A 26,027-nucleotide genomic window follows, 5' to 3' on the forward strand; every position below is an offset into this window, starting at 1 on the left:
ATAATGCCTTAGGCGAGCACTTCACGAATGGCGTCAAGGAGTTCGCTGTCGTCGAAAGGCTTGGTGAGGTAGAGCTTGGCGCCGCCATGGATACCCTGCCGCACGGTGTCGGGCGAACGCACGGCGGTGAGGAAAATCAGGGGAGTTTCGGCTAGCTTGGTTCCGTTCTGCAACGCCTTGTGAATGTCCAGGCCCAGGGTATCGGGCAGCTGCATGTCGCATAGCACCACATCGGCTTTGTTGGTCTGCGCCCAGTCGATGGCACTGGTGCCATTGTCGAAATGGGTCACCTCAAAGCCTTCGCGCTGAAGGGTGACAGTAATGGCCCGGGCAGTGAGGGCATCGTCTTCAATAACAAGTATATGACGCGGCATGGCGGGAGGATTCGGTAGGAGTGAGTTACTTGGTTTTAACGTAGAGTTCTACGTCTACCGGAAAACGACCGCCCTCGGCGGCATGCCCCACCGTCACCTTGGCCAAGTGCCCCGGGAAGAGTGTTTGCTCCACGATAAAAGCATTCTCTGCGCCGCCTTCAAAGTGAATGCCCGCCTGGAACTTGCCATCAATGTAGAACTCGTTCAGCGAAGCCTCATAGGTCTTCCCGTCGGGTACACGTACTATCAGTTTCTGTCCACCGACCTTGCTGGCATAGTCGGTCTTTTTATCGTCACGGAGCAGGATGCAGTGGTTGTCCACTTCAAACTTGACAATGCGGTGCTCGAAGGTGGTGGTGCTCATACACGAAAGGATGGAAAGCGTATAAGGTACAATATCGTGAAAGGTGGCCGATAGGCCACTGCCCAAAAGGGGAAATCAGTCTTCAGCGCGGATGATTTTCTCCTCAATCTGGAAAGCCGTGTGTAAGGCATCATACGCCTGTTCTACGGTGACCGGCGGCTCGGTGTCGTTGATGATGGCCTGGGCGAAGAGCTTCAACTCCATCTCTATGGAGTTAACGGGTTCCAGTGGAGTGTTGATGAGCGTGAGGCGCTTCTTCTTGCCGTTGAGCTCAAACTCCAGACCACCCGACTCAGGCGTTGCAGGTCCCTCTTCCAGATGGAACACTTCGGCTTTCTTCTCAAAAAAGTCGAGGGCAATGTATTCGCCTGGCTGGAAAATGCGCATGCGACGCATGGTTTTGAAGCTGATGCGGCTGGCCGTCAGGTTGGCTACACAGCCGTTATGAAACTCAATGCGGGCATTGACGATGTCGGCAGAATCAGCAACGACAGGCGTGCCACTGGCTGAAATGCGCTTGATGGAGCTGCCGACGAGATACTGCACCAGTTCGATGTCGTGAATCATCACGTCCACCACTACCGACACATCCTTCGCACGCGGCGTCCAGGGCGCCAGGCGGTGCACTTCTATGAAAGCTGGCTGCAGCTTGCGTTCAGCGATTGCCAGAAATGCCGGGTTGAAGCGCTCAACGTGGCCGACCATCGCTTTGACGCCAGCCTCGCGAACGAGGCTCACCAGCTGTCGGGCCTCTTCCAGATTGGCAGTGATGGGCTTCTCGATAAACACGTGCTTCAGGCGTTTAACCGCGCGCGAAGCCATGTCGAAGTGCGTAATAGTAGGGGTTACAATATCAACGGCCTCTACCTCGGCCAGGAGGCTGTCGACACTGTCAAAAGCCCTGACATCGTACTCGGCGGCAGCCTTGGCCAGCGCTTCCGGATTGTGGTCGTAAATCCCGACAAGTTCCAGTTCGGGGATCTGCTTCAGAAGCTTCAGGTGGATTTTGCCGAGGTGTCCGACACCCAAAAGGCCAATTTTGATTGCCATTCGCTTTGTTTTAGACAATGCAAGATACAAAAGCAGGCCCACTCGCCACGCCTTGAACAAGAAAGGCAGCCCTGAGGGCTGCCTTTCGAAACTTACAGAGGCAGTACCTACTAGAGGAAGCTGCTGAGTACCATGAAGAAGCTTTCGAACTTCAGGGCGTTGTTGTCCTTCACGTCGTAAAGCTTTACGATGTGCTTGCCCTTGTTCAGGTCAATCTTCTTGCCTTTGACGTCGATAGTGATGCTCTTTACGTTGCCATCCATGGTGAATTCTTCAGCGTAAAGCTCCTGGCCCTTAGAGTCGATTACAACCACGCGCATGGGAATGGCACCGAGGTCAGGACCCACTTCAGGACGCTGAATAGCGATGTCGATGCGGAGGGTAGCAGCGTTGCTCTTGATGCGCTCGCGGCTGAACTCTTCGCCCGAGCTGCGGAAGCCTTTCACGTCGATGGCTTTTACGTAGTAGCTCTTGGCCTGGGCAGCTTCGTAGGCACGCAGCTTGGTTTCGGCGTCGATGGCACGTTGTTCGGCAGCAAAGGCCCGGGCTTCAGCGGCTTCAATCTTCTGGTTGAGGGTAGCAATCTGGGCTTTCAGCTGCTCATTTTCCTTGGCCAGCTTCTCGGCGCGGTCTTTCCACTGGGCCAGCTGGGCCATCAGCTCCTGGGTCTTGCGCTGGGCAGCTACGATGCCAGCATTGGCAGCCTTCAGTTTGTCAGCGTACTCGGTAGCCGAAGCCTTGGCAGCTTCCATCTGGGCCACAACGTTTTCCTTGTCACGGGCAGCGCTGTCCATCTGGGCTTCCAGTTGGTTCTTCTGCTGCTCGATCTGAGCGATTTCGGCGGTGAGTGCCTGAATCTGCTTCTCTTCTTCGCTGGGGCCGCAGGCCACTACGGCCAGGGCTACTGCAGCTACAGCCATACGGCTGATAACGGATTTGAACTGCATGGGTATGTTCACTTTAATGTTGGGCAAAAATAGAAAAAGCTGTCAAGGGGCCTAGCAAACGTGAGGCCAAAGCGTTAGGGTTTACGGTCGGGGCGGCCTTGACCACCACCGGCAGGAGCACCTCCCTGCTGGGCAGCACGCAGGCGGTCCTGGAGTTCGTCCAGCTGGCGCTGAAGCTGTGCATTCCGGGCCTGCAACTGCCCCATCTGCTGGTTCATGGCGCTCATGCTGCGATTCAGTTCGGCGTTCTGTCCATTTACCTGCTGCACCTGGCGGCTGAGATCGTTGGCGCGGCCGGTGGCCTCGTTGGCGCTGCGGGCCAGTTGGCCGTTGGCGTCAGAAAGCTCCTGCAACTTGCGGCCCAAGCCTTCCACCTGAGCGGCTATCTGGGCATTCTTATTGGCCAGTTCGGTAGCCTGGGCTACATTCTTCTGATTTTCGGCAGCCAGGCCATCAAAGCGCTGCTGCAGCTGACCATACTCGGCAGTGCGGGCCTTGTAGTCTTCCTGCAGACGGTTATCAGAGACCGTGAGGTTGTTGAACTTATTGGTCAGGTCGTTGAACTTGGCTGTAAGGGCAGCGTGGGCATTGTACAGCTCATCGTACTGCTTTTTCAGGCTGTTGGCATAGTTGGTAAGGTCGCCCTGGGTCATGCGCTCCACGGCAATCTCGTCCAGACGCTGCTTCTCCTTCTCCATCGACTCTGTCAGAGTACCGGCAAGGTTCTTCGCCTTCTGCACTTCACGCTGCCACAGATAGGCAAATGTGCCGGAGGTAGCCAGCAGCAGAACCATGACAATATCTTTCCAATGCGCTTTGAGCCAGTTCATGAGGCAAATCAGTTTGATGTTTTGCGAAAGTACGGAATGCGGCTGTACAAATTGAGGGCCAAGGTAGCGAAGCGGGGGAGAACGGACGGAATGATTCCAGATTCGGACATGGCCGCTGGAGGAATGGCCTTGCGGCTGGGAATGTGTAACTTTACCGTCCATCAACCCGCATTACCCATGCACACTGCCGTCAACCCGGCCGATCTGTTGGCCAATCCTGAAGCAGCGGCGGCGCCTAAGGCCCCCGTGCTGCCCTATACCCAGCCTGACTACTATCAGATGGACGAACTGCTGACGCCAGAGCAGCGTCTCATCCGCGACTCGGTGCGCTCCTTCATGGATGACAAGATCATGCCGCACATCGAGTATTGGGCCCAGAACAATCTTTGCCCTACCCACCTGACGCGCGACATGGGCGCCCAAGGCCTCTTCGGCCCCCACATTGGTGCGGAATATGGCGGCGGCGGGCTCGACCAGATCTCCTACGGCCTCATCATGCAGGAAATCGAGCGGGCCGACTCCGGCATCCGTTCGCTCTGCTCGGTGCAGTCGTCGCTGGTGATGTACCCTATCTACAAGTACGGCAGCGAAGAGCAGAAGCGTAAGTATCTGCCCAAGCTGGCCACTGGCGAGTGGATTGGCTGCTTTGGCCTCACCGAGCCCGACCACGGCTCGAACCCCGGCGGCATGGTGACCAACTTCCGCGACATGGGCGACCACTACCTGTTGAATGGCAGCAAGATGTGGATCAGCAACTCGCCGTTCTCACAGATTGCCGTTGTATGGGCCAAGAACGAAGAGGGCCGCATTCATGGTCTCATCGTAGAACGTGGCATGGAAGGCTTCTCCACCCCGGCCATTCACAACAAGTGGAGCCTGCGCGCCAGCACCACTGGCGAACTGGTGTTCCACAACGTGAAAGTGCCCAAAGAAAACCTGCTGCCTGGTATCAGTGGTCTGCGTGGCCCGCTCTCGTGCCTCGACAGCGCCCGCTACGGCATTGCCTGGGGTGCCATCGGTGCGGCCATGGCCTGCTACGATGTAGCCCTGCAATACTCCAAGCAGCGCGTGCAGTTCGACCGTCCTATTGGGGGCTTCCAGCTGCAACAGAAGAAATTGGCCGAAATGATCACCGAGATCACCAAAGCCCAGCTGCTGACCCTGCGCCTGGGTCAGTTGAAGAACGAAGACCGCGCAACTACTGCCCAGATTTCCATGGCCAAGCGCAACAACGTAGCCATGGCCCTGGACGTAGCCCGCGAAGCACGCCAGATGCTGGGCGGCATGGGCATCGTAGGCGACTACCCCATCATGCGCCACATGGCCAACCTGGAGTCGGTAGTGACCTACGAAGGCACCCACGACATTCACCTGCTCATTACAGGTATGGACGTAACGGGCCTGCAGGCTTTCCGCGGCTGATACCTTCGCTACCGAGTATACAGGCCCCCAACTTCGGGGGCTTTTTTGTTGCCCACTTGGAAACAAAAAGCCCGCATCCAGTAAAGGACACGGGCCTACGCTAACTACACTGAAAACTTATGCGTGGCTTGGAGACCGGGCGGCTCAGGAACAGCCCATGCTGGTGCCACAGTTGAGGCACTTGTAGCAGGTGCCATTGCGTACCGTAATATGGCCGCAGGTGGAGCAGGCCGGGGCATCGCCCATCAGGTTGGCCAGCACCTGGGTGGTAGCCGCCGGGTTGGCATCGGCCAGGGAATAGCCATTGCCGTTCGCATGCCCATTGCCGTTGCCGTGGTGGCTGTTCAGGTGGCCTGTGCCGTTAGTGGGCATGTCTTCCGGGTGCACCGGCTTGGGTTTGGCAGGCGCCGCGCCCTGCAACAGCGAAAGCTGGCTGCCAGCATCAGGCATTTCCACTTTGGCCTTTGTGCGGGGCACCTGCACCAGGTCTTCGCGGCCCAGATACTCCAGCGCCAGCAGGCGGAAGATGTAATCAATGATGGAGGTAGACGACTTGATGTTGGGGTGGTCTACCATGCCGGAGGGCTCGAAGCGGGTAAAGGTGAACTTGTCCACGAACTCCTCCAGCGGCACGCCGTGCTGAAGCCCCAGCGATACCGAAATGGCAAAGCAGTTCATGATGCTGCGCAGGGTAGCACCTTCCTTGGCCAGGTCTACGAAGATTTCGCCGATGCGCCCGTCTTCGTACTCGCCTGTGCGCACATACACCGTCTGACCGCCTACTTTGTTCTTCTGTGTCCAGCCGCGGCGCTTGTCGGGCATGTCCATGCGGTTGGCCTTGAACACGCGGAGCTGGTCTTTCAGCTGTACGGTCTGGGGGCTTTCCTCCTGCAGCACGCGCTTCACCTGATCCAGCAGCTGGTCCATCGACAGGTTGAGGGCCTGCTGGGCTTCGGCGGGCACTTCGGCTTCCTTCTTCTCCTCTTTCTTGGCGCTGAGCGGCTGCGACAGCTTGCTGCCATCCCGGTAGATGGAGATGGCCTTCAGGCCCATCGCGTGACTCATGTCGTGGCACTCGCGGATCTCTTCCCAGCTGGCTTCGTTGGGCAGGTTGATGGTCTTGGAGATAGCGCCGGAGATAAAGGGCTGGGCTGCTGCCATCATGCGGATGTGGCCGTGGGCATGGATGTAGCGGGTGCCTTTGTTGCCGCACTTGTTGGCGCAGTCAAACACCGGCAGGTGCTCGGGCCGCAGATAAGGCGCACCTTCCACCGTCATGGTTCCGCAGACGTATTCGTTGGCCGTCTCGATCTCGACGGGCGTGAAGCCGAGCGAGAAAAGCAGGTTGAAAGCAGGGTCGGTGTACTGCTCGGCCTTGAAGCCCAGGCGCTTCAGCGTGTCCTCGCCCAGCGTGTAGCTGTTGAATACATACTGGATGTCGAAGGTACCGGGCAGCTGCGCCTCTACCTTCTGAAGGTCGGCATCCGAGAAGCCTTTGGCCTTGAGACTGGCCTCGTTGATATGGGGCGCGCCCTTGAGGCTGCCGTGGCCTTTGGCGTAGGCAACGATGGCCTCGCTCTCGCGCTGGCTGTAGCCCAGGTTGCGCAGAGCGGCCGGAATAGCGTTGTTGATGATCTTGAAGTAACCGCCGCCGCTCAGCTTCTTGAACTTCACAAGCGCAAAGTCGGGCTCCACGCCAGTGGTGTCGCAGTCCATTACCAGACCGATGGTGCCCGTAGGGGCCAGAACGGTGGTCTGGGCGTTGCGGTAGCCGTGCTTCTCGCCCAGCTTCAGGGCGTCGTCCCACGACTGGTGGGCAGCTTTCAGCAGATACTGCGGGCAGGTCTTCTGGTCAATGGCCACGACATCGGTGTGCAGGCCCTCGTACGGCAGGCCATAGGCTGCGGCACGGTGGTTGCGCATGACGCGCAGCATGTCTTCGCGGTTGCGCTCATAGCCTTCGAAGGCACCCAGTACGCCCGCCATCTCGGCGCTGGCTGCATAGGCACTACCGGTCATGATGGCGGTGACACCACCGGCAATGGCACGGGCTTTGTCGCTGTCGTAGGGAATGCCCGATACCATGAGCATGGAGCCGAGGTTGGCATACCCAAGCCCCAGCGTGCGGTACTTATAGGACAGCTCGGCGATTTCCTTGCTGGGATAGTGGGCCATCAGCACCGAGATTTCCAGCACTACCGTCCAAAGGCGGCAGGCATGGCGGAAGCCCTCGACGTCGAGCGTGCAGGTATCTTCGTCGAAGAACTTACGCAGGTTGAGGCTGGCGAGGTTGCAGGCCGTGTTGTCGAGGAACATGTACTCGGAGCACGGGTTGCTGGCGCGGATGGGACCATCGGTGGGGCAGGTATGCCAGTCGTTGATGGTGGTGTGAAACTGCAAACCGGGGTCGGCGCAGGCCCACGACGCCTGTGCAATCTCGTCCCAGATTTCGCGGGCCTTGTAGGTCTTCATCACCTTGCCGTTGGTGCGGGCAGTGGTGCTCCAGTCGGCGTTGCTGGCAACGGCCTTCATGAAGGCGTCGTTCACGCGGACGGAGTTGTTGCTGTTCTGGCCCGAAACGGTGCGGTAGGCCTCGCCTTCGTAGTCAGAAGAATAGCCCGCCGCGATGAGCGCCGCTACCTTCTTCTCCTCTTCCACCTTCCAGCGGATGAACTCCATGATTTCGGGGTGGTCTACGTCCAGCACCACCATCTTGGCGGCACGGCGTGTGGTGCCACCGCTCTTGATGGCGCCCGCGGCACGGTCGCCCACCTTCAGGAAAGACATCAGCCCCGAGCTGGTGCCACCGCCACTCAGCTTTTCGCCTTCGCCACGCACGTTGGAGAAGTTGGTGCCGACACCTGAGCCATATTTGAAGATGCGGGCTTCGCGCACCCAGAGGTCCATGATGCCGTTCTCGCCTACGAGGTCGTCGTCAACGCCCAGAATGAAGCAGGCATGCGGCTGGGGGCGCTCGTAGGCGCTGGTGCTCTGCTTGGATTCGCCCGTACGCTCATCCACATACCAGTGGCCCTGAGCAGGGCCGGTCAGGCCGTAGCTTTCATAAAGGCCGGTATTGAACCACTGGGGCGAGTTGGGGGCGGCCATCTGGTCCAGCATCATGTGGGCCAGCTCATCGTAGAAGGCCTGTGCATCGGCCTTGGAGGCGAAGTAGCCGTAGCGTTCTCCCCACACACGCCAGCAGTTGACCAGGCGATGCACCACCTGCTTCACCGAGGTCTCTGACCCCGAGGTACCATCTTCACGGGGCACACCAGCCTTACGGAAGTATTTCTGCGCCAGAATATCGGTGGCCACCTGGCTCCAGCTGCTGGGCACTTCCACATTGTGCATTTCGAACACGGCATCGCCCGCAGGGTTGCGGATGACACTGCTGCGGAGGTCATAGTGAAAGCCGCCATATACGTCCTGCCCTGCCTTGGTGAAGTAACGGCCAATTTTCAGGCCCTTCTTGGCAGCAGCACGCGATACGCTTCCAGCGGCAGTTCCGGCGTGGGAAGAAGAGGTAGGAGTAGACTTTTTCATGACGGCAAAACGAAGTTCTGGGGCAGGGTCGGCCTCTGTACCAATAACGCTTTCTAGGCAGAAAACATTAGCAGCGAGAGGATTGTAGGATGGTTTGGAGGCAACGATGCCCTGCCACAGAAAAGCCTGAGCGGGGCGAAGTCGTTAATGCAATAATAGTTTGGCCCTAGGCGGAATGTCTTACCAAGTAACTCACAGCCCTGCCGGGTATGTGAATAGTTTAGGCTTGGATAATCCTCCGCCGACGGAAACTGACATTCGGACAATCCGGCAGGTCGTCGTAAGTTGCCACCTGAAATCAGACCCGCCTCTTCATGTCGGAAAAACAACCTGAAACGATGCTCGAACGGCTTGTCCGGGTGGTTGAGCTGCGCGTCGCTTTGGCAGTTGCCGAAACGAAGTACGGGTTTGCCGGGCTGCTATCCACACTTGCACCCCTGCTGCCCATTCTGCTGTGCCTATCCCTGTTTATAGTTTTCATCGGGGTAGCACTAAGCTTGGTCATCGGACAGTGGCTGGACAGCATCGCACTGGGCTTTCTGATAGGCGCGCTGTTGCAGGCACTCTTCGCGCTGCTCATCTGGAGCCAGCGCAGAAAGATAGAAACTACTGTACGCCAGCGCATTGAAGAGCGACTGCAACAGCTTTCTTCCGAACTTGAGCCCAAACTGCCCACGGGCCTGCAAGCGCGGATCGAGCACCTGAAAGCCCAGAGCCAGGCCGCAGACGCCAGCACCATCAAACCCTGACTGCCATGTCCACCCCTGATTCAAACGCCTCTTCCGGGTTGGCCCGCCAGATACAAACCCTTCGCACCGAGATGAACCAATACCAACAAAGCCTGAAAAACGACTTCGACCGCCTGAACGAGTACACCAGTGTAGAAGGTGTCTGGGGCAAGGTGAAGGACTTTGCCAAAAACCAGCTGACCAAGCCTCGCACGCTGCTCATCATCGGTGGCGTCGTAGTGGGCTACTTCGTGCTGAGCTCGCTGTTCAGTTCGGCCAGCGACGACCAGGAAGTGGAAAGCAGCGAAGGCGGCCGCCGGGTGATTGTTCGTAACGAACGTTCGTCATTTCTGGCTACGCTGGTGCGCACAGCCATGGAGACTTTCCTGCTGCACTACGCCCGCAAGCTGCTGGTAGAATATATCGACAAGCAGAAGGAAGCCCAGAGCAACTGAGCCGCCGTTCTTCCTCACTCACTTCTGCCCCTCCGCTGTGGCCAAACTGATAGACCAACTCTATGCCGCCAAAGCCAGTGGCAAAAAAGGCTTTGCGCTGCTGATAGACCCTGACCGGACCGAGCCAGCCCAGGCTGCACGCCTTGCCGAAGCAGCGGCGGTAGCCGGTGCACGGTATCTGCTGGTGGGTGGTAGCCTGGTGCGCCACAACGAACTGTCGCCGCTGGTGCGCGAACTCAAAGCCCGCACAGGACTGCCTGTATTGCTGTTCCCCGGCAACGTAGTACAGGTGGTGCCCGAGGCTGATGCCATTCTATTTCTCTCGCTCATCTCAGGCCGCAACCCCGAACTGTTGATAGGCCAGCAGGTGGTGGCCGCACCCCTGCTCCAGCGCATGGAGCTGGAAGTGATGCCCACCGGCTACATGCTGGTAGATGGTGGCAAACCCACCAGCGCCAGCTACATGAGCGCCACGCTGCCCTTACCCTATGACAAACCCGAGCTGGCTGCCTACACTGCGCTGGCCGGGCAGTATCTGGGTATGCGCCTGATGTATGCCGACGCGGGCAGCGGAGCTGAGCGGCCTATCTCACCGGAGATGATCCGTGCCATTTCGCAGACAGTGGAAACTCCGCTGATTATCGGTGGAGGTATACGCACGCCTGAGCAGGCCGCCCGCACCCTTAGTGCTGGCGCCGACATATTTGTTGTGGGCACTGTGCTGGAAGATACCGGCGCACCAGATGCCACCCTGCTGAACGAACTGGGCGCTGCCGCCCTTTCCAGCAGCCAGATAGCAGCCCGCTAAGGTCGGGTGCAGTCACTGTGCGCTAGTAGCTCTCCTTGTCGCTCGGGAAAGAGGCATTGCGCACATCGGTGCAGTAGTTCTCAAAGGCCTGCTTCATCTCGTCGTAGAGGTTGGCGTAGCGGCGCAGGAAGCGTGGCGAGAACTCGTTGTTGATGCCCAGCATATCGTGCGTCACCAGCACCTGCCCGTCGCAGTGCGGGCCCGCGCCAATGCCTATCACCGGAATCTGAAGCAGTGCGGATACCTCTTTGGCCAGCGTAGACGGGATTTTCTCCAGCACCAGTGCAAAGCAGCCAGCTTCCTGTAGCAGCAGGGCATCGCGCTTCAGCTGTTCGGCTTCTTCGTCGGCCGTAGCACGCACGGCATAGCCGCCGTACTTATAGATGCTCTGGGGCATGAGGCCGAGGTGACCCATCACGGGGATGCCTGCCGAAATGATGCGCTTGACGGAATCAAGCACAAACTCGCCGCCCTCGATTTTCACGCCGTGTGCACCCGACTCCTTCATGATGCGGATGGCGCTCTGAAGGGCGTTCTTGGAGTCGCCCTGGTAGGTACCGAATGGCATGTCGCACACCACGAGCGCACGGTCTACCCCACGCACCACGGCCGAAGCCAGAAAAATCATCTGGTCCAGCGTAATGGGCAGCGTGGTTTCATGGCCCGCGATGACGTTGCTGGCCGAGTCGCCCACCAGCAGCACATCCAGCCCGGCAGCATCGAGGATGCGCGCCATAGAGAAATCGTAGGCGGTGAGCATGGTGATACGCTCGCCACGCTCTTTCATCTCGCGCAGACTGCGGGTGGTGATTTTCTTGTTGGAGCTACTTTTATGTACTGACATGGGATGTGCAATGAGAGGAGGTGCTGCCAGCAAAGATGCAGGAATCCCTTTCACCACAACCAACCTATAGCAGAAAGAACAGAAGGAGGTTTAGCGCCATATCCGTAAATTCCTGAGGCACTAACGACACAAGAGAACAATCAATGACTGACGTATTCGTCCACCCGACAGCTGTGGTGGAGCAAGGGGCCCTTATGGGCGATGGCACCCGCGTATGGCACTATGCACATGTGATGGGCGGCGCCAGTGTTGGCGAGCGGTGCAGCATTGGCCATTATACGTTCATTGACGACGGCGTGACGCTAGGTCACAACGTGGTGGTGCAGAACAACGTAAGCATCTATGAAGGGGTAGTGTGTGAAGACGATGTGTTCCTGGGGCCCAGCATGGTGTTCACCAACATCTGGAACCCACGCTCGGCCAACATGCGGAAACATCAGCACAAGCCTACCTATGTGGGCCGTGGTGCCACCATTGGGGCCAATGCCACCATTCTCTGTGGGCTGACACTGGGTGAATACTGCTTTGTGGGCGCCGGCGCGGTGATTAACCGTGATGTACCACCCTATGCGCTAATGTTGGGGGTGCCTGCCCGACAGGCAGGTTGGATGAGCCGAGCTGGCCACCAGCTGACCTTCGACGAACACGGCCAGGCCCGCTGCCCGGAAAGCGGCGAACGCTACCGCCTGCACGACGACCAGGGCATCAAATGGCTTGAGTTTCTGGGTGACGGCGATCTGCTCTGAGTCCAGTATCTTTCCAGCGTAAAGCGAAAGCGCCCGCAGTCATTGCGGGCGCTTTCTGTATTGGGCGGCTCTCGATCAGTTCTGATCCTGAACAATCGAGTGCTCGGTCTTGATCTTTTCCTGAATGGTCATCAGGGCGTGAAGCACGGTTTCGGGGCGGGGCGGGCAGCCAGGGATGTAGACATCCACAGGCAGGAAATTGTCAATGCCCTGTACGACACCATATACACGGTGCATACCACCTGAACTGGCACAGGCACCCATGGCGATGCACCACTTGGGGTCGGACATCTGGTCCCACACACGCTTGATGGCATGCGACATTTTGTAGGTGCACCAACCGGCAACGATCATGACGTCGGCCTGACGGGGCGAGAAGCTGAAGCGCTCGGACCCGAAGCGGGCTACGTCGAACTTGGGACCGGCAAAGCTCATCATTTCGATGGCGCAGCAGGCCAGACCCATCGGTTGCGGCCAAAGCGAGTTGGCGCGGGCCCAGTTCGTAAGGGCGTCAACGGTGGTCAGAAGGTAGCCGTTTTGGGCAAGTGCTTTCTCAAGACCCATACTTCAAGCGAATTATAGACAAGGTGGAATCCCTGTTATCAAGACCCAAAATTAAGACAAAAGGGTTCCCAATTGCAGGCCCCCGGAAAAATCGAAGCATTCTCAATTAGCCTTCTGTTGGGCCAGATAGTAATAGAGCAGGCCGGTGGCAGGCGGAGTCAGCCCCAGCATACGCAGCACCACAATGACCTGCCCACCGTGAAACGACCCGTGGTCTACCAGATGCGGGATCATATCCGCAGGGGGTACGGTCAGTTCGCGGCCGTCGGTAGTTTCGAAGGTGATAGGCGTCAGCAGGGCCTCGGCGGGGGTTTTGTCCAGCCACTGCTGCATCTGCTCCACCGATGCCAGCCAAGCCGAAGTAATATCCTGAAATGAGGTGAAGGGTTCCAGGTTAACCGTAGCCCGGCGCACCCCCTGCACGCGTTGCATCCACAGGTGCTCTACGTACACCAGATGCTCCAACAGCTTGCGAAAGGTGGGAAAGCTGCCGGGAACGTCTTTCTCCAAGAGGGTATCGTCAAGCTGATTGAGTACCGAAGCGAACTGTTGCACACGCCAATGATTGTATGCCAGGCTTGTTTGCAGCTGATGTTTAAGGGTTGCGGCGTCCATACTGGAAAGAAAAATCAGATTGTTATGATACGGAAACAGCCCCATTGTAGCTAAATGGGGCTGTTAAATGATGCTAACCGCTTGCGTCAGGCGTTAATGGCCAATGCCCGACGATAGAAGATGTAGTTGGTACTGGGAGGGGTAATCCCCAATGCCCGCAGCGCGGTTGCCAGCTGACCTACGTGGTAGGTAGCGTGGTCAAATACGTGTGTCAGTATCTCTTCGACAGTGTTGGTGTAAGGCGTCCCGGCAGAGTTGCGGTATGCCACTGCGCGCTGATAGTCGGCGTCTTTCAGCTTACTGATATACGTTTGCCAGTGACGTGCGCGCGAGCGCCAGTTCTCGGCCAGATCGGGCAGGGTAAGTCCTTCAGGGGCTGAGGTAATGAGCGCACCCACGCCCTCAAGGCGCTCCTGCCACACGCCTTCTGCGTTGGCCAGGTGCCACAACAATGACCGCAGGGTGCCGAAACTACCCTCGATCGCCTGATCCAGCATGGAGACTGGCAGGTCTTCGATGACGTTTGCCAGCTGTTCCACCCGCCACACGTGAAACGCCACGGTTTGTTTGAAATGATCGGATGTGGTCATACACTTCGCAGGGTTAGGTAAGCGAATAAAGTTGTTGGAGGCACTGAGGCCACACCCAGTGCCCGGAAGGCAACCGTGAGCTGGCCACAGTGATAGGAAGCATGGTCTACGGCCTGAAGGGCTACTTCGGCACATTTAATGGTGAGCTGGGCACCGGTCATGCGTCGAAAGGAAATGACTTTCTCTCCAGCGCCTGTTTGTTGCCATTCCTGTGCCAACACCGGCCACTTCTGGGCCCACTGCAGCCAGGAGTCCAACACCGCCGATATGCTGCTGTCGGTGGTGGGCCCGGCTATCGTTGCGGGGTCGGTTTCAGTGGCGCGACAGAACAGGAAACGGTCTGCCGACTCGAGGTGCCGCACCAGTGCTTCCAGCGTGGCAAAACTGCCCGGTATGGGCTGCTGCCAATAGTTGGCGGGCAGGGCTTTCAGCGCCGTGCGCCACTCGGCCACGCGCCAGGCATGAAACTGTGTATTGAGTAGAAGCGCGTCCTTCATACTAAAAGGTAGTGACGCGGGGCGCAAAAAAACAACAGGCGCGGCCCTGATTAGAGCCGCGCCTGTGGTAAGATATTTAGGGTCAGTTTATTCGTCCCACTTCAGGGCACCCTTTTTGATCAGATAGATATACCCAACAAAGAGGATGGCGATAAACACCAACATTTCAACGAATGCAAAAAGGCCCAGTTGCTTGTAGTTGACTGCCCAGGGGTACATGAAGATCACCTCCACGTCGAAGATGATGAAGAGCATGGCCACGAGGTAGAACTTCACCGAAAAACGGTCGCGGGCGCTGCCGACAGGGTCCATACCCGATTCATAGGGCATGTCCTTCAGGGCCTTGGGGCGGTGCGGGCCCATATAGCGGGCAAGCGTGGGAAGTGCCAAGCCCAGAACCAGCCCAACTGCCAGAATCAGCAGAAACGGGATGTAATCGGTAACAGGTGTCTGCATAGCGTTTCGTTCGACTCAAGAACGGTTAGGAGCGTAAAAGTAGGGGATTCACTTGGCCTGTGCAACCGGCGGACAGTCGGTAAGGTGCAACAGCAGCTTGGTTTCGAAATACTCTCCAGCCAGAAAATCCTTCAGATGATGCACTACTGCTCTCACTTTCAGCTGCTTCAGCTCATCGTCAACCTCGCCACCCTTCAGGTACAGCACACCATTGGGCAGCGCATTTGCCGAGCGGCAATGGATGAAAGGCTTAGCAAGCGCCCAGAAAGCAGGCAGCGCCGTGACGGCTCGGCCCAGCACAAAGTCGAACTGACGGGCATGCTCCTTGGCCAGGTCCTCGGCGCGGCCCCAGCGGGCGCTCACGTTGGTAAGCCCCAGTTGGTCTATCATGTCCTGAATGACGCGCACTTTCTTGCCAGTGGCATCCAGCAGCATGAATTCGCTTTCGGGAAAGAGAATAGCCATGGGCAGGCCCGGCAGGCCGCCACCCGTACCCAGGTCCAGTACGCGGGTGCCGGGGGCAAACTGAATGAAGCGTGAAAGCGACAGACAGTGCACCAGGTGGTGGTCCCACAGGTGGTCTATATCCTTGCGGGATACGAGATTCACCCTGCCATTCCAATCGGCAAAAACTTCAGCCAGCCGGTTCAGCTGTTGGTAGCGGGGGGCGTCTACTACCGGGTATAGCGCATTGACAGAGGTGAAATCCACGGTGCAAAGCTAGGATTTTGCGCCTCAACCACCGAAACGAACGATGAGTGCGGCGGCAAGGGAGTGCAACAGCAGGTCCTGGCCATAGTCTGCTGCTTTGGTTTTGGAGTGCACCATCCGATAGCCCACACGTAACGCGCCGTACCCGCCCAACTGATAGCGTACACCCGCGAAAACGTCGTTCAGCTGGTTGTCGCCAAACGGAAGCGTCTCGGCATCCACCATCAGGCGCCATCTGGGTACCATTTCCCAACTGGCATAGAGTACCAGCTGCGGCATGAGGCGCAGATCGGTCACCTTACGTGAGCCCATCGGCGTATTCAGCGTGACCGACGCATCGCGCAGCGCAACGGAAAGCCCTGTGCCCAGGCGCAGTCGCTGGGTTTTGTGCCAGTCGTAGCGATAGGCGGCACGCACACCCGACAGCGACATGCGGCTGGAGACCTCATCGCCTGAGCTGAAGGTCACATCCTGAAAACTGCCGCTGGTCTTGGCGCTACCACTGTAGCGCTGAATGGTGGGGGTAAGCGTCAAGTACACGTTGTGCCGGTCGGCGAAGGTGTAACCACCCCGAAACCGGAAGTAGAGCGACGCACGCCCATCTGAAACAGCTGGCAGGTCAATGGCCGCAGCACCCGCCGTGCTTACCCGGTTGTAGGCCGCAGGAAGCGCCACACCAACCTCGGCATCCAACAACACCTGTGCCTGTGCCGTAGCAGTCCACAGCAGCAGCCCAGCGGCGAGCATCCATTTACGCATGGCACAAAGATGCAAAAAGCTCAGCGGCCTTTCGACCATATGGCCCACGCAGCCTCGGCCTGTCCGTGCAGCATGCCCAGCCCATTCCTGACGGCAGCCCCTCTTTCAGCGGCCTGTTTCATCAGCAGCGTCTCAGCCGGATTGTAAATCAGGTCGTACACCCAGTGCCCCGCATCCAGCCATTGGAAAGGCAGTGGAGGTGCTGTATCCGTATCGGGGTACATGCCCAAAGGCGTTGTGTTGATGATAAGCGGGTGCCGGTGCAGCAGGTTCTCGGTCAGGTGATGGTAGCCCAGAATTCCGGGGCCAGCGGGGTCGCGCGAAACGAGGTGAAAGGCCGGCTGATGTGGCAGGTTACGCAGTACCCACACCACGGCCGCAGCGGCACCCCCTGTTCCCAGCACCAGCGCAGGGGGGCAAGGCTCCCCGGCCAGCCAGTCAAGCAGGTCGGCCTGAAAGCCCAATACATCCGTGTTGTAGCCAATCCAGGCGCCGTTGCGGATATCAATGGTGTTGACCGCGCCCGTCTCGCGGGCCGTGGCGTCAAGATCATCCAGCCAGGGGATGACGGCCTTCTTATAGGGGATGGTTACGTTGAGGCCCTCCAGATTTTCATACTGGCGGGGCAGCTCGTCGCGGAGGCCCTCCAGATTGGGCACTTCAATGGCGGCGTAGTGGGCCGCAATGCCCAGCCGCTGAAACTTCTCGTTGAAATAGCCCGGCGAAAACGTGTGCGACAGCTTTTTGCCCAGCAGGCCGTATTGCCTCATACCGCAGCCTCCATTTCTTTAGGGCCAATGCCCAGGCGACCATCGGCACAGGCAGTAAGGGCCAGCAGCACCCCAAAGAAGGTGGCTGGGTATTGCTGAGTGATATTGGGCTCGGTGAGGCCGGTGATCCCCACCGTGAGCAGCACCAGCACCAGCACCCACTGCCGGGTGCGCAGCCCATACACCAGCGGCCAGCCAAAGAGCAGCACCAGAATGGCCAAACCCAGGAGACCAAAGGTCAGCAGCTGCTGGATGAAGATGTTGTGCGGATTCAGCAGCTCTACCAGGCCTGCGTTCAGGCCAGCCTTGCGGCCATAGTCCTGAATGTCGCTTACGTCGCCAGTGCCCGTACCCAGCAGCACCCGCCCATCGACCCACGCCTCAAAGGCATATTTCCAGGAGATGAGGCGAATGGTGAGCTCGGTAGGCTGGTACTCTGGACCTACATAGTCTTTGGAGAGTACCGAGAGGTCGGAGGCGAAGATGTGGTCAAACCGCTTGCGCACGGGAGGCAGCGCATACAGCGAAACGGCCAGCACAGCCAGCAGCCCCGCACTGGCCGCCACAGCCTTCCACAGGCCAACCCGCTGCGACAGCACCGCCCCCGCCATCAGCGACAGCAGCAGCACCAGCGCGCCAATGGCCATACGCGAATTCAGCAACAGGAGAAACACCAGCAGCAGCGGCAGCACCAACCCCAGCCACAGGCCACGCGAGCGTGGCGAAAGCTGGCGCCATTCCGACCAGACCAGATACACCGTCAGCAGAATGGCAAAAGCCACCGCCATCGACATCTGGATGCTGTGCAGGTGCGTGACGTCGGTGAGGGCGTGGTAGAAGAATACCGAGGCGGGTTCGCCCTGCGACATCCGATAGGCCGCGTAGCCCATGAAGAACACCTGACACACCAGTACACTGACAATCCAAGCGACAGCCCAGCCGCGCAGCCAGCGCCGGGGTGGCAGTGGCGTGGTAGCTACTACCAATGGCAGCAGCCCTATCGGAAGTGCGGTCTTGATGTCCTGCGCGGTGCCGGGGACGTTCTCGGGCCGGGTGTACAACACGCCCAGCAGCATCATGGCCAGATAGGCAAAGGCCAGCAGCACAGCCGGGCGGTTGCGCAGCTGACGGAACCGGAGGAAGCCCCCGTGCGCCACCCAGTTTACCGCAACCAGCACAATGGCAATGGCCGACACACTGCGCGAGAGCGGCGTGGCGGCAATGCCCAGCAGCAGGAAAATCAGCATCAGCTGGGACTCCTGCACCCAGAAAGGCCGGCGTGTGCCGGTGGCCTGTGTCTGCATACGACTGCAATTTGCAGCCATTCGGGCAATCCGTTGCACAACCCCTGTATATTGAATCCCGAATGGCAACAACTCCTCCTGCTGCGATGGATAAGAACAATCCTCGCGAGATGCGCGCCTGGACCATGTACGACTGGGCCAACAGTGTGTATTCGCTGGTCATCTCCACCGCACTTTTCCCCATCTACTACTCCGAAACTGCACCGGAAGTCATCCGACTCTTCGGCACAGACTTTCCCCGGGCCTCGGTGTTCTCCTACGCCGTGTCGCTGGCCTTTCTGGTGCAGGTGCTATTCAGCCCCCTGCTCAGTGGTATTGCCGATGCAAAGGGCCTGAAGCGCACCTTTCTCCTCAGTTGCTGCCTGTTGGGCTCCACTTGCTGTGTAGGGCTGTTTTTTTTCACCAACAGCACAGTGCTGCTCGGCCTGGCCATGTTCATCGGCGCCTCCATTGGCTATGCACTGGGAGACGTATTCTACAATTCCTTTCTGCCCGAAGTAGCCAGTGAAGAGCATTATGACTCACTCTCAGCCCGCGGCTACACCCTTGGCTACATTGGCAGTGTCATTCTTATGGTTGCAGCCCTTGCATTGGCCATGCTTGGGCCCGACTATCTCGACATACCCGCAGGCACGGCCGTGCGTATTGGGTTCGTACTGACAGGCGTGTGGTGGGCCTTCTTTGGCATCCGCTCTATTCTGCGTTTGCGCCAACGCCCCAGCAAACCCCACTTCAGTGGCGATTACGGCTTTCTGCTGGCCGGCTTCCGCGAACTCGGCAAGGCCTTTGCCGCCCTTAAGACCATGCCAGCAGGCTGGCGCTTTCTCCTTACGTTCCTGTTCTACAACACCACCATCCAGACGGTGATGTATGTGGCCAGTATTTACGGCAAAGACGAAATGCACCTGGACAGCGGCAACCTCATACTGGTACTGCTGATCATTCAGCTTATTGCCATACCCGGTGCCCTTATCATGGCACGTGTTTCGGAGAAATATGGCAACACGGTGGCCCTGCGCATCTGCGTAGCTGTCTGGATCCTTATCTGTATCGCCGCATGGCTCATCACCAAACCTATTGAGTTCTACCTGCTGGCGGCTGTGGTAGGCTTCGTGATGGGCGGTATCCAAAGTACCTCGCGGGCCATGTATACCAAATTGTTGCCCGAGGCCTACAAGACCGAAGCCGCTCTGTTCAGTTTCTACTCCGTTACCGACAAGGTCTGCATCATCATTGGCACGCTGATTTTCGGCCTGATGCGTGAATGGACAGGCTCCATGCGGACGTCTATTCTCGTCATGATTGTGTGGCTGGCGGTGGGCTTCGTGTTGTTGAGTGTGCTGCCCTGGCGCAAACTCGCGGGCGATCACAAAACGCTCATTTAACGGGCCCATGCAGTTCTTCAACAGCCTGAGGGCGCTCTGGCGCATCCTGCAACTGCTGTGGGTCACTGCCTTGCTGGTAGGTAAACTTACCCGTCGCCAGAACCTGAGCCCCTCTCTGAGCCGCGTGCTGGCAGATGAGTTCAGACAACGCTGGGGCCGCCGCGCCCTCAAGATTATGGGCGTGGAACTGCGAGTGCACGGAACCCCACCCGACTTCCCGGCCCTGTACGCTGCCAACCACCGCAGCTATTCCGATGCCCCTGCTGTGCTGGCAGCACTGCCCTGCACATTTCTAAGCAAAGCCGAAGTAGCCAAACTCCCCTTCATCGGCCCAGGTGCCCAGCGTGTTGGCATTCTTTTCGTACAGCGCGATACGCAACACAGCCGCAGCAGCGCGCTGCGGGCCCTGGCCAAAGGCATTCAGGATGGCCGCTCGGTGGGCCTTTTTCCCGAAGGCACCACTTCTGACGGCCACGAGATGCTGCCCTTTCACATGGGCAGTTTCCACGTAGCCGCCACCATCGAGGCCCCTATTGTGCCAGTTGCCCTGAGATGGGAGCGTCAGGAGGATGGCTGGGGCAGCTCGGAATCGATGTTCCGGCACTTTCTGCGGGTGCACGGCCGCAAGCGTACCAGCCTGGACCTGTACATCGGGCCACCGATGCGATCCAAGCACGCACACGAACTGGAGCAGATGGTCCGCAACTGGATTCATCAACAACTTGGCGTAAATCCACATCCCTCAACCCCACGCCCTTCCGCCGAGGCAGGCAACTAAAGGGTTAACTTGCCCAACAATGGACCGTTTCATGGGATTAATCGGCGTGGTGCTGATTCTGGGCATTGCCTTTGCGCTGTCCAACAACCGCCGCGCCATCAACTACCGTCTGGTGGGCATTGGCCTGCTCATCCAGTTCCTGCTGGCGCTCTTCATCCTGAAGACCGACGTCGGCAGTAACGTTTTCGGCTGGCTGGGTGAACGCGTAACGCAGTTGCTCGGCTATGCCGATGCTGGCGCCAGCTTTGTGTTTGGCGCACTGGTAGAGAAATCGGTGATGGAGTCGGCCTTTGGTCCGGGCAAGTCCTTCATCTTCTTCTTCAAGATCATCCCTACCATCATCTTCGTAGCGGTGCTGGTGGCCATCGCCTATCACATTGGTCTGATGCAGCGCATTGTGGCCCTGTCTGCGCGGGTAGTGCACTGGCTTATGGGCGCCAGTGGCTCTGAAGCCCTCAGCAACGTAGCCAGTACGTTTGTGGGCCAGGTGGAGGCCCAGATCATGATCAAACCCTATCTGAAGGGCATGACCCGCTCCGAGCTGCTGGCCAGTATGGCAGGCAGCATGGCCTGTATTGCCGGCGGGGTGATGGCGGTGTACATCCAGCTGGGTGTCCCGGCCCCGTATCTGCTGGCGGCCAGCATCATGGCAGCCCCCGGTGCACTTGTTATAAGCAAAATCGTATATCCCGAAACCGAGGAGAGCGAGACCAAGGGGTATGTAAAGCTCAACGTAGAGAAGAAGGATGCCAATCTGGTGGACGCCATAAGCCACGGCGCATCAGACGGCCTTCGGGTGTCGCTCAATGTCATTGCCATGCTCATCGGCTTCATTGCGCTGATCGCGTTGGTAGATGCCATTCTTGGCTTTCTGGGAGGTGCACTGGCCAGCAATATTGCTTTCATGAGCCCACAGGCACTGGGTGTTGACCTGTCGCAACTGTCGCTGAAAATGATCCTGGGTTCGCTCTTCTCGCTCTTTGCCTGGGCAATGGGTGTACCGTGGACCGAAGCTCCCACCGCGGGAGCTCTAATGGGTACCAAGATGGTAGTCAACGAATTCGTTGCCTATCTGGATATGGCTAACCTTATGCAGACGCCCGGCGCCTTAAGTCCCAAAACCATCATCATTGTGAGCTTTGCGCTCTGCGGGTTTGCCAACTTCTCGTCCATCGCTATTCAGGTGGGTGGCATTGGGCAGCTGGCACCCGAACGCCGTGCCGACCTCGCCGCACTGGGCTGGCGTGCCCTCATCTGCGGCACACTCGCCAGCTACATGAGCGCCACGCTGGCGGGCATTCTCAGCTGACACACAATCGCACAAAACAGAAGCGGCACACCCAGACAGGTGTGCTGCTTCTGTTTTCAGGCTCCTCCGGCATCAGAACTGAAGATAAACGAACGGCTGCGCGTCAGCGATGCGGGCCTGATAGATGAGGATAACCGCAAGCGCACACAGCAATGCCTGCACCACCCACGGGCTGTCGACAAACCAGCGCTTCAGGCCGTGTTTCCAGGCAGTTGGCGTAAAGTGCAGTGCAAACCCAAAAGCCAGCATGGCTGCGGGGCCTGCGTAGGCCACGACCCACTGCCCGGCTACTTCCGGCTGAAACCTGTCAAGAATCTGGCTGTACATGATTCCCGCCTGCGTGAGGTTGGCCGAGCGGAACAGCACGTAGGTGACGCACAGAAAAACGAACGTCAGCAGGGTGCTGAAGCCCATGTACAGCCCTTTGGGCAACTGTTGTGCCCACTTGCTGCGCAGCGGTTGCAGGCCTACTTCCACCGCAATAGCCAGGCCGTGCAGCAGCCCCCACAGCACAAACGTCCAGGCGGGGCCATGCCACAGACCAGATAGAATGAAGGTGAGCACCACCGCCGACAGGATACCGACCTTACCCACTGTGCGCCAAGAGAAAGTGAGCGGCATGTATACGTACTCGTTGAACCAGGTGGAAAGCGAAATGTGCCACCGCCGCCAGAAATCCGACACCGAAGTGGCCTTGAAGGGTTCGCGGAAGTTGCCCACCAGCCGGATGCCCAGCAGCAGCGCTACACCCAGCGCCATGTCGGTATAGCCCGAGAAGTCGGCAAAGAGCTGCATCGAATAGCCGATGACGGCCATCAGGTTCTCGAATCCGGCATAGGCCCCCGGATTTTCGAATACGCGGTCTACCAGATTGGCCGCCAGATAGTCGGCAATAACCAGCTTCTTGAACAGCCCCGTGAAGAACAGCCAGAAGGCCTCGCCGCTGTCGGCAGCAGAAAGCTGGAAGGGTTTCCTGACCTGCTCCAGAAAAGGCTCGGCCCGGGTGATGGGGCCTGCCAGCAGGTTGGCAAAGAAGCCCACATACAGCCAATACCGCAGGAAGTTGGTCTCGGGGTCCATCATCTCGCGGTGCACATCCAGCACATAGCTCAGCGACCGGAAAGTGTAGAACGAGATGCCCAGCGGCAGCAGAATCTGGAGCGGCACGAATGTGGCCTCGGGCTGCGTGAGCCCCAGCCAGGTGCTGAGGAAAAAGTTGGCGTATTTGAAATAGGCCAACAGGCCTAGGTTCATCAGCAGCGAAAGCCCCAACGCGCTGTTCCGCAGCCAGGCGGCTTTTGCACTGCTGGCTATTTTGCCGCTGTGGCTGTAGCCGATAAGACGGCCCACGGTGTAATCCAGCAGGGCCGTAGCCGACATCAGCAGCACAAAGGCCCCGCCGCCTTTCCAGTAGAAGAACAGACTGAAGGCCAGCAGCAGGCCTGTACGCACGTTGGGCCAGCGCCCTGCCAGTACCAACAGCAGCAGCAGTGCCGTAAACAGTACGGCAAACAGCACCGTGGTGAACGTCAGCGGAAAAACAGAGCCGGGTTGCAGGGCGGCCCAGAAGTCGGAGAACCAGTCCAAAGGAGGCAAACGATATGAGACAGCGAAGGTACGCTGGGAGCTGGGCAGAAATTGCTATCGCAGGGTGTCTAAATATTCCTGATAGCAAAACACTCGATTTCGCTTTTGCCCAGTGAGTTCGCGCAGAATGCCCATTTGCTCAAACTGGTTCAACAACCGGTTGGCCGTCTGCCAGGCGATATTCAACCGTGTGGCTACGATTTCTGCGTTCAGAAAAATCAGCTGGGGCAATAACTCCAGCAGAACGATAGCCTGTTTTGTCACTTTGGCATCATAAAGCTGCGCTCGGTGGCGCTGGGTCAGCTGCTCCAGCTTATTCGCAACTCTGACAGCATCTTTTGCCGCGCTGTCTATCGCACTCAAAAAAAAGAGAAGCCACTGTTCCCATTCACCGTGCGTTCTTACGCGCTGCAAAGCGGTGTAATACTCAGATCGGTTCTCCTTCAGATAAAGGCTTATGTACAGCATTGGACTTCTCAAAGCCTTTTCAGCGTAAAGCAGCAGGGTAACCAATAGTCGCCCCAAGCGGCCATTGCCGTCATAGAAAGGGTGAATGGTTTCGAACTGGTAGTGAACAAGTCCTGCTTTGATCAAGGCCGAGCCTTTTCCAGACTCCTCTCTGATATAGGCCTCCAACTGCTCCATACACTGAAGCATATCTTCTGGAGGAGGAGGTACATACTTTGCGCTTTCAGGGCCATCTTCCTTCCGGCCAATCCAGTTCTGTGTAGTACGAAAAGCGCCGGAAGTTTTATCACCGCCCCTGACCCCTTCCATCAGAATCTTATGCAAGTACAGAATCAGCTCTCTATCAATACTTCCACCATCCTGTATCCACTTGAGGCCCGCATTCATCGCCTTCACATAATTCACAACTTCTCCAATGTCTCCCTCTGGCAAACCCGGAGCCTCTTCCCGCTCCAATCGTAGCAAGTCGTCCAGCGTTGATTGTGTCCCCTCTATCTGCGAAGACAATACTGCCTCTTTACGGATGTACATGTATTGCAGATGACTAGCCAAATCTGCACGCTCAATAACATCCAGACGACCTAATGAGATGGTTGCCGCCTCCTGTTGAGCATCAAGCTCTGAAGTACGATGAATATGAGGCGGTAAAGGATTCGGAACCAAAGACAGCGGTGGGCCAACGGGTTCCAGCCGTTTGGCAACCCCTGCCCTGTCGTGATAGCGAGACATTCAGTTTGAATCTTTTGATTCACAAAGCTACACAAACCCGCTCTTGTGAATCAAAATACCCAAAAACGATTCATATGACTTCTGTGGCCGTCTCTAATGAACCAGATTGTCCATTATCCTCCTTTTCTCCGCCCTCGCCTTCAAAGAGCGTGTGCAGTGGAAGGGCCACAACCGCACGGCCGCCGATGCCCGTCTCGTTAAGGTACCGTACAACGGTGTCTACATAGCCGTGCGTCACGCGCACCTCACTGGCACCGGTGGCCTCAATGGCCGCCAACATGCTGGGCCAGTCCACGTGATCAGACAGCACAAAGCCGCGGTCTAGATTCTGGCGGCGGCGTGTACCGCGCAGCAGCATCCAGCCCGACGCAAATGCCGTTGACACCTCCCCAAAGCGTTTCATCCACGGGGTGCCCTCGGCCGATGGTGGAGCCAATACCAGTGGCAGCCGTTTTGCATGCTTCGCAGCCACATACGACTGCCAGGCAATTGTCCGGGGCAAATCAATTCCCGCAGCCCGATAGGCTTCGGTGGGGCCTTCCATTGCCCCGTGCATCACAATGGGGCCTATGGAAGCATCCAGACCTGCCAGTATGCGTTGTGCCTTGCCCAGCGAATAGGCATAAAGCATGGCAGTACGCCCCTCCTGCTGGCACTGTCGCCACCAGGCATTGATCTCGGCAAATATTTCGCGCTGGTTCTGCCACTGATAAATGGGCAGGCCAAAGGTGCTTTCTGTCACAAACAGGTCGCAGGGCACCGGCTCATAGGCTGTGCAGGTGCCATCAGCTTCGGTTTTGTAGTCGCCCGACACGACACAGACACCCTCTGCACCTTCGATGCGCACCTGCGCAGAGCCCAGAATATGCCCTGCCGGGTGCAGCGACACCCACACATCCTTGATGCGCAGCTTCTGCCCATAAGGCAGGGTCTGCAACGAAACATTGCCCAAACGGCTGTGCAACACACCCTCGCCCTCCTGACTGCACAGATAGCGTTGGTGGCCCCAGCGGGCATGGTCGGCATGCGCATGTGTAATAATGGCCCGCGACACCGGTTTCCAGGGATCGATATAGAAATCACCCGCCGGGCAGTAAAGCCCCAAATCGGTGGATATCAGCATATCGGTGGCGACAGATTTCATCGGGGATGCAACGAATGGTAAAACACTGTCTCTTTGTTTTAGTAACGCTAATTACGGGCTTATGAAATCGCTCCTGAAAATACTCCTGATTGTCGCACTCATTTTTGTTGCCTGGCGAATCATTGCCTGGCTCATCGGCATGCTGGTGGCAGGCACCATCCTCTTCTTTGTTTGGGCCATGATTATCGCTGTGCCAGTGCTGTTTATCCTGTTGGTGGTCTACATTCTGCGCAAGCTGTAAAGTTTC

At 57.9% G+C, this 26,027-nt stretch carries 28 protein-coding genes; 9 read left to right on the forward strand and 19 right to left on the reverse strand.

Going from position 1 to position 26,027, the window contains the following annotated elements; all coding sequences use genetic code 11:
* Positions 1–8: 8 nt before the first annotated feature.
* From AC2D8O_RS00670 to AC2D8O_RS00690, 5 genes are all read right to left on the reverse strand, one after another.
* The gene (locus AC2D8O_RS00670; protein ID WP_484676848.1) at positions 9–374 is read right to left on the reverse strand and encodes a response regulator; all 366 of its coding nucleotides are present in this window, start codon (positions 372–374) and stop codon (positions 9–11) included.
* Between the two features lie 25 nt (positions 375–399).
* Positions 400–738, reverse strand: coding sequence for a hypothetical protein (locus AC2D8O_RS00675; protein ID WP_484676849.1), 339 nt, complete (start codon positions 736–738; stop codon positions 400–402).
* Between the two features lie 75 nt (positions 739–813).
* Complete coding sequence (locus tag AC2D8O_RS00680) at positions 814–1,788, reverse strand: Gfo/Idh/MocA family protein (RefSeq protein ID WP_484676850.1); 975 nt, start codon at positions 1,786–1,788, stop codon at positions 814–816.
* A 110-nt stretch (positions 1,789–1,898) separates the two neighbouring features.
* Complete coding sequence (locus tag AC2D8O_RS00685; protein ID WP_484676851.1) at positions 1,899–2,735, reverse strand: hypothetical protein; 837 nt, start codon at positions 2,733–2,735, stop codon at positions 1,899–1,901.
* 74 nt (positions 2,736–2,809) lie between these two features.
* Positions 2,810–3,565 (reverse strand): hypothetical protein, encoded by a 756-nt coding sequence (locus tag AC2D8O_RS00690; RefSeq protein ID WP_484676852.1) that lies wholly within the window; start codon positions 3,563–3,565, stop codon positions 2,810–2,812.
* Between the two features lie 279 nt (positions 3,566–3,844).
* Between AC2D8O_RS00690 and AC2D8O_RS00695 the strand changes: the two genes are divergently transcribed.
* Entirely contained in the window at positions 3,845–4,987 is a 1,143-nt protein-coding gene (locus tag AC2D8O_RS00695; RefSeq protein WP_484678257.1) for an acyl-CoA dehydrogenase family protein, read from the forward strand.
* A gap of 144 nt (positions 4,988–5,131) precedes the next feature.
* On the opposite strand, the gene AC2D8O_RS00700 is transcribed toward AC2D8O_RS00695, so the two are convergent.
* A complete protein-coding gene (locus AC2D8O_RS00700) occupies positions 5,132–8,533 on the reverse strand; it encodes a vitamin B12-dependent ribonucleotide reductase (RefSeq protein WP_484676853.1) in 3,402 nt (1,133 codons plus the stop codon).
* A 338-nt stretch (positions 8,534–8,871) separates the two neighbouring features.
* Here AC2D8O_RS00700 and AC2D8O_RS00705 point away from each other — a divergent pair, with 338 nt between their 5' ends.
* Genes AC2D8O_RS00705 through AC2D8O_RS00715 form a run of 3 tightly spaced genes read left to right on the forward strand, consistent with a single transcriptional unit; the run spans position 8,872 to position 10,524 of the window.
* Positions 8,872–9,282 (forward strand): hypothetical protein, encoded by a 411-nt coding sequence (locus AC2D8O_RS00705; RefSeq protein WP_484676854.1) that lies wholly within the window; start codon positions 8,872–8,874, stop codon positions 9,280–9,282.
* A 5-nt stretch (positions 9,283–9,287) separates the two neighbouring features.
* Positions 9,288–9,716, forward strand: a complete 429-nt coding sequence (locus AC2D8O_RS00710; RefSeq protein ID WP_484676855.1) for a hypothetical protein — start codon at positions 9,288–9,290, stop codon at positions 9,714–9,716.
* Positions 9,717–9,753: 37 nt separating this feature from the next.
* Positions 9,754–10,524 carry a phosphoglycerol geranylgeranyltransferase gene (locus tag AC2D8O_RS00715; RefSeq protein ID WP_484676856.1) on the forward strand — a complete coding sequence of 257 codons (771 nt, stop codon included), beginning with the start codon at positions 9,754–9,756 and terminating at the stop codon, positions 10,522–10,524.
* 22 nt (positions 10,525–10,546) lie between these two features.
* On the opposite strand, the gene panB is transcribed toward AC2D8O_RS00715, so the two are convergent.
* Positions 10,547–11,368: a 3-methyl-2-oxobutanoate hydroxymethyltransferase gene (gene panB, locus AC2D8O_RS00720; protein ID WP_484676857.1), complete on the reverse strand. Its 822-nt coding sequence runs from the start codon at positions 11,366–11,368 to the stop codon at positions 10,547–10,549.
* Positions 11,369–11,511: 143 nt separating this feature from the next.
* Here panB and AC2D8O_RS00725 point away from each other — a divergent pair, with 143 nt between their 5' ends.
* Positions 11,512–12,114, forward strand: a complete 603-nt coding sequence (locus AC2D8O_RS00725) for an acyltransferase (RefSeq protein WP_484676858.1) — start codon at positions 11,512–11,514, stop codon at positions 12,112–12,114.
* A 75-nt stretch (positions 12,115–12,189) separates the two neighbouring features.
* On the opposite strand, the gene AC2D8O_RS00730 is transcribed toward AC2D8O_RS00725, so the two are convergent.
* The 9 genes from AC2D8O_RS00730 to AC2D8O_RS00770 form a co-directional block, all read right to left on the reverse strand.
* The gene (locus AC2D8O_RS00730) at positions 12,190–12,678 is read right to left on the reverse strand and encodes an NADH-quinone oxidoreductase subunit B (RefSeq protein WP_484676859.1); all 489 of its coding nucleotides are present in this window, start codon (positions 12,676–12,678) and stop codon (positions 12,190–12,192) included.
* A 102-nt stretch (positions 12,679–12,780) separates the two neighbouring features.
* Positions 12,781–13,293, reverse strand: a complete 513-nt coding sequence (locus tag AC2D8O_RS00735) for a DinB family protein (RefSeq protein ID WP_484676860.1) — start codon at positions 13,291–13,293, stop codon at positions 12,781–12,783.
* An 86-nt stretch (positions 13,294–13,379) separates the two neighbouring features.
* The gene (locus AC2D8O_RS00740; RefSeq protein WP_484676861.1) at positions 13,380–13,883 is read right to left on the reverse strand and encodes a DinB family protein; all 504 of its coding nucleotides are present in this window, start codon (positions 13,881–13,883) and stop codon (positions 13,380–13,382) included.
* Positions 13,880–14,380, reverse strand: coding sequence for a DinB family protein (locus tag AC2D8O_RS00745; protein ID WP_484676862.1), 501 nt, complete (start codon positions 14,378–14,380; stop codon positions 13,880–13,882). The genes AC2D8O_RS00740 and AC2D8O_RS00745 overlap by 4 nt, the downstream gene beginning before the upstream one ends.
* Positions 14,381–14,467: 87 nt before the next feature.
* Positions 14,468–14,836 carry an NADH-quinone oxidoreductase subunit A gene (locus AC2D8O_RS00750; protein ID WP_484676863.1) on the reverse strand — a complete coding sequence of 123 codons (369 nt, stop codon included), beginning with the start codon at positions 14,834–14,836 and terminating at the stop codon, positions 14,468–14,470.
* Positions 14,837–14,884: 48 nt separating this feature from the next.
* Positions 14,885–15,547 (reverse strand): 16S rRNA (guanine(527)-N(7))-methyltransferase RsmG, encoded by a 663-nt coding sequence (gene rsmG, locus AC2D8O_RS00755; protein WP_484676864.1) that lies wholly within the window; start codon positions 15,545–15,547, stop codon positions 14,885–14,887.
* A gap of 24 nt (positions 15,548–15,571) precedes the next feature.
* Positions 15,572–16,306, reverse strand: coding sequence for a hypothetical protein (locus AC2D8O_RS00760; protein ID WP_484676865.1), 735 nt, complete (start codon positions 16,304–16,306; stop codon positions 15,572–15,574).
* A 20-nt stretch (positions 16,307–16,326) separates the two neighbouring features.
* Positions 16,327–17,076, reverse strand: a complete 750-nt coding sequence (locus AC2D8O_RS00765) for a shikimate dehydrogenase family protein (RefSeq protein ID WP_484676866.1) — start codon at positions 17,074–17,076, stop codon at positions 16,327–16,329.
* The gene (locus AC2D8O_RS00770) at positions 17,073–18,380 is read right to left on the reverse strand and encodes an O-antigen ligase family protein (protein WP_484676867.1); all 1,308 of its coding nucleotides are present in this window, start codon (positions 18,378–18,380) and stop codon (positions 17,073–17,075) included. Before AC2D8O_RS00770 ends, AC2D8O_RS00765 begins: the two co-directional genes overlap by 4 nt.
* A gap of 62 nt (positions 18,381–18,442) precedes the next feature.
* Between AC2D8O_RS00770 and AC2D8O_RS00775 the strand changes: the two genes are divergently transcribed.
* From AC2D8O_RS00775 to AC2D8O_RS00785, 3 genes are read left to right on the forward strand one after another with little or no spacing between them, the layout of a single operon-like run.
* On the forward strand, positions 18,443–19,765 hold the full coding sequence (locus AC2D8O_RS00775; protein ID WP_484676868.1) for an MFS transporter: 1,323 nt from the start codon (positions 18,443–18,445) through the stop codon (positions 19,763–19,765).
* A gap of 7 nt (positions 19,766–19,772) precedes the next feature.
* Positions 19,773–20,543 carry a lysophospholipid acyltransferase family protein gene (locus AC2D8O_RS00780; RefSeq protein WP_484676869.1) on the forward strand — a complete coding sequence of 257 codons (771 nt, stop codon included), beginning with the start codon at positions 19,773–19,775 and terminating at the stop codon, positions 20,541–20,543.
* A 19-nt stretch (positions 20,544–20,562) separates the two neighbouring features.
* Positions 20,563–21,852: a NupC/NupG family nucleoside CNT transporter gene (locus AC2D8O_RS00785; RefSeq protein WP_484676870.1), complete on the forward strand. Its 1,290-nt coding sequence runs from the start codon at positions 20,563–20,565 to the stop codon at positions 21,850–21,852.
* Between the two features lie 72 nt (positions 21,853–21,924).
* Here the strand turns inward: AC2D8O_RS00785 and AC2D8O_RS00790 are convergent, their stop codons facing one another.
* From AC2D8O_RS00790 to AC2D8O_RS00800, 3 genes are all read right to left on the reverse strand, one after another.
* On the reverse strand, positions 21,925–23,439 hold the full coding sequence (locus AC2D8O_RS00790) for an MBOAT family O-acyltransferase (RefSeq protein WP_484676871.1): 1,515 nt from the start codon (positions 23,437–23,439) through the stop codon (positions 21,925–21,927).
* Between the two features lie 54 nt (positions 23,440–23,493).
* Complete coding sequence (locus tag AC2D8O_RS00795; RefSeq protein ID WP_484676872.1) at positions 23,494–24,636, reverse strand: Fic family protein; 1,143 nt, start codon at positions 24,634–24,636, stop codon at positions 23,494–23,496.
* A 70-nt stretch (positions 24,637–24,706) separates the two neighbouring features.
* Positions 24,707–25,780 carry a ligase-associated DNA damage response exonuclease gene (locus tag AC2D8O_RS00800; protein ID WP_484676873.1) on the reverse strand — a complete coding sequence of 358 codons (1,074 nt, stop codon included), beginning with the start codon at positions 25,778–25,780 and terminating at the stop codon, positions 24,707–24,709.
* A gap of 61 nt (positions 25,781–25,841) precedes the next feature.
* Between AC2D8O_RS00800 and AC2D8O_RS00805 the strand changes: the two genes are divergently transcribed.
* Positions 25,842–26,021, forward strand: a complete 180-nt coding sequence (locus tag AC2D8O_RS00805) for a hypothetical protein (RefSeq protein ID WP_484676874.1) — start codon at positions 25,842–25,844, stop codon at positions 26,019–26,021.
* Positions 26,022–26,027: the final 6 nt, after the last annotated feature.

The sequence above is a fragment of the Pontibacter sp. T17 genome (assembly GCF_057219875.1).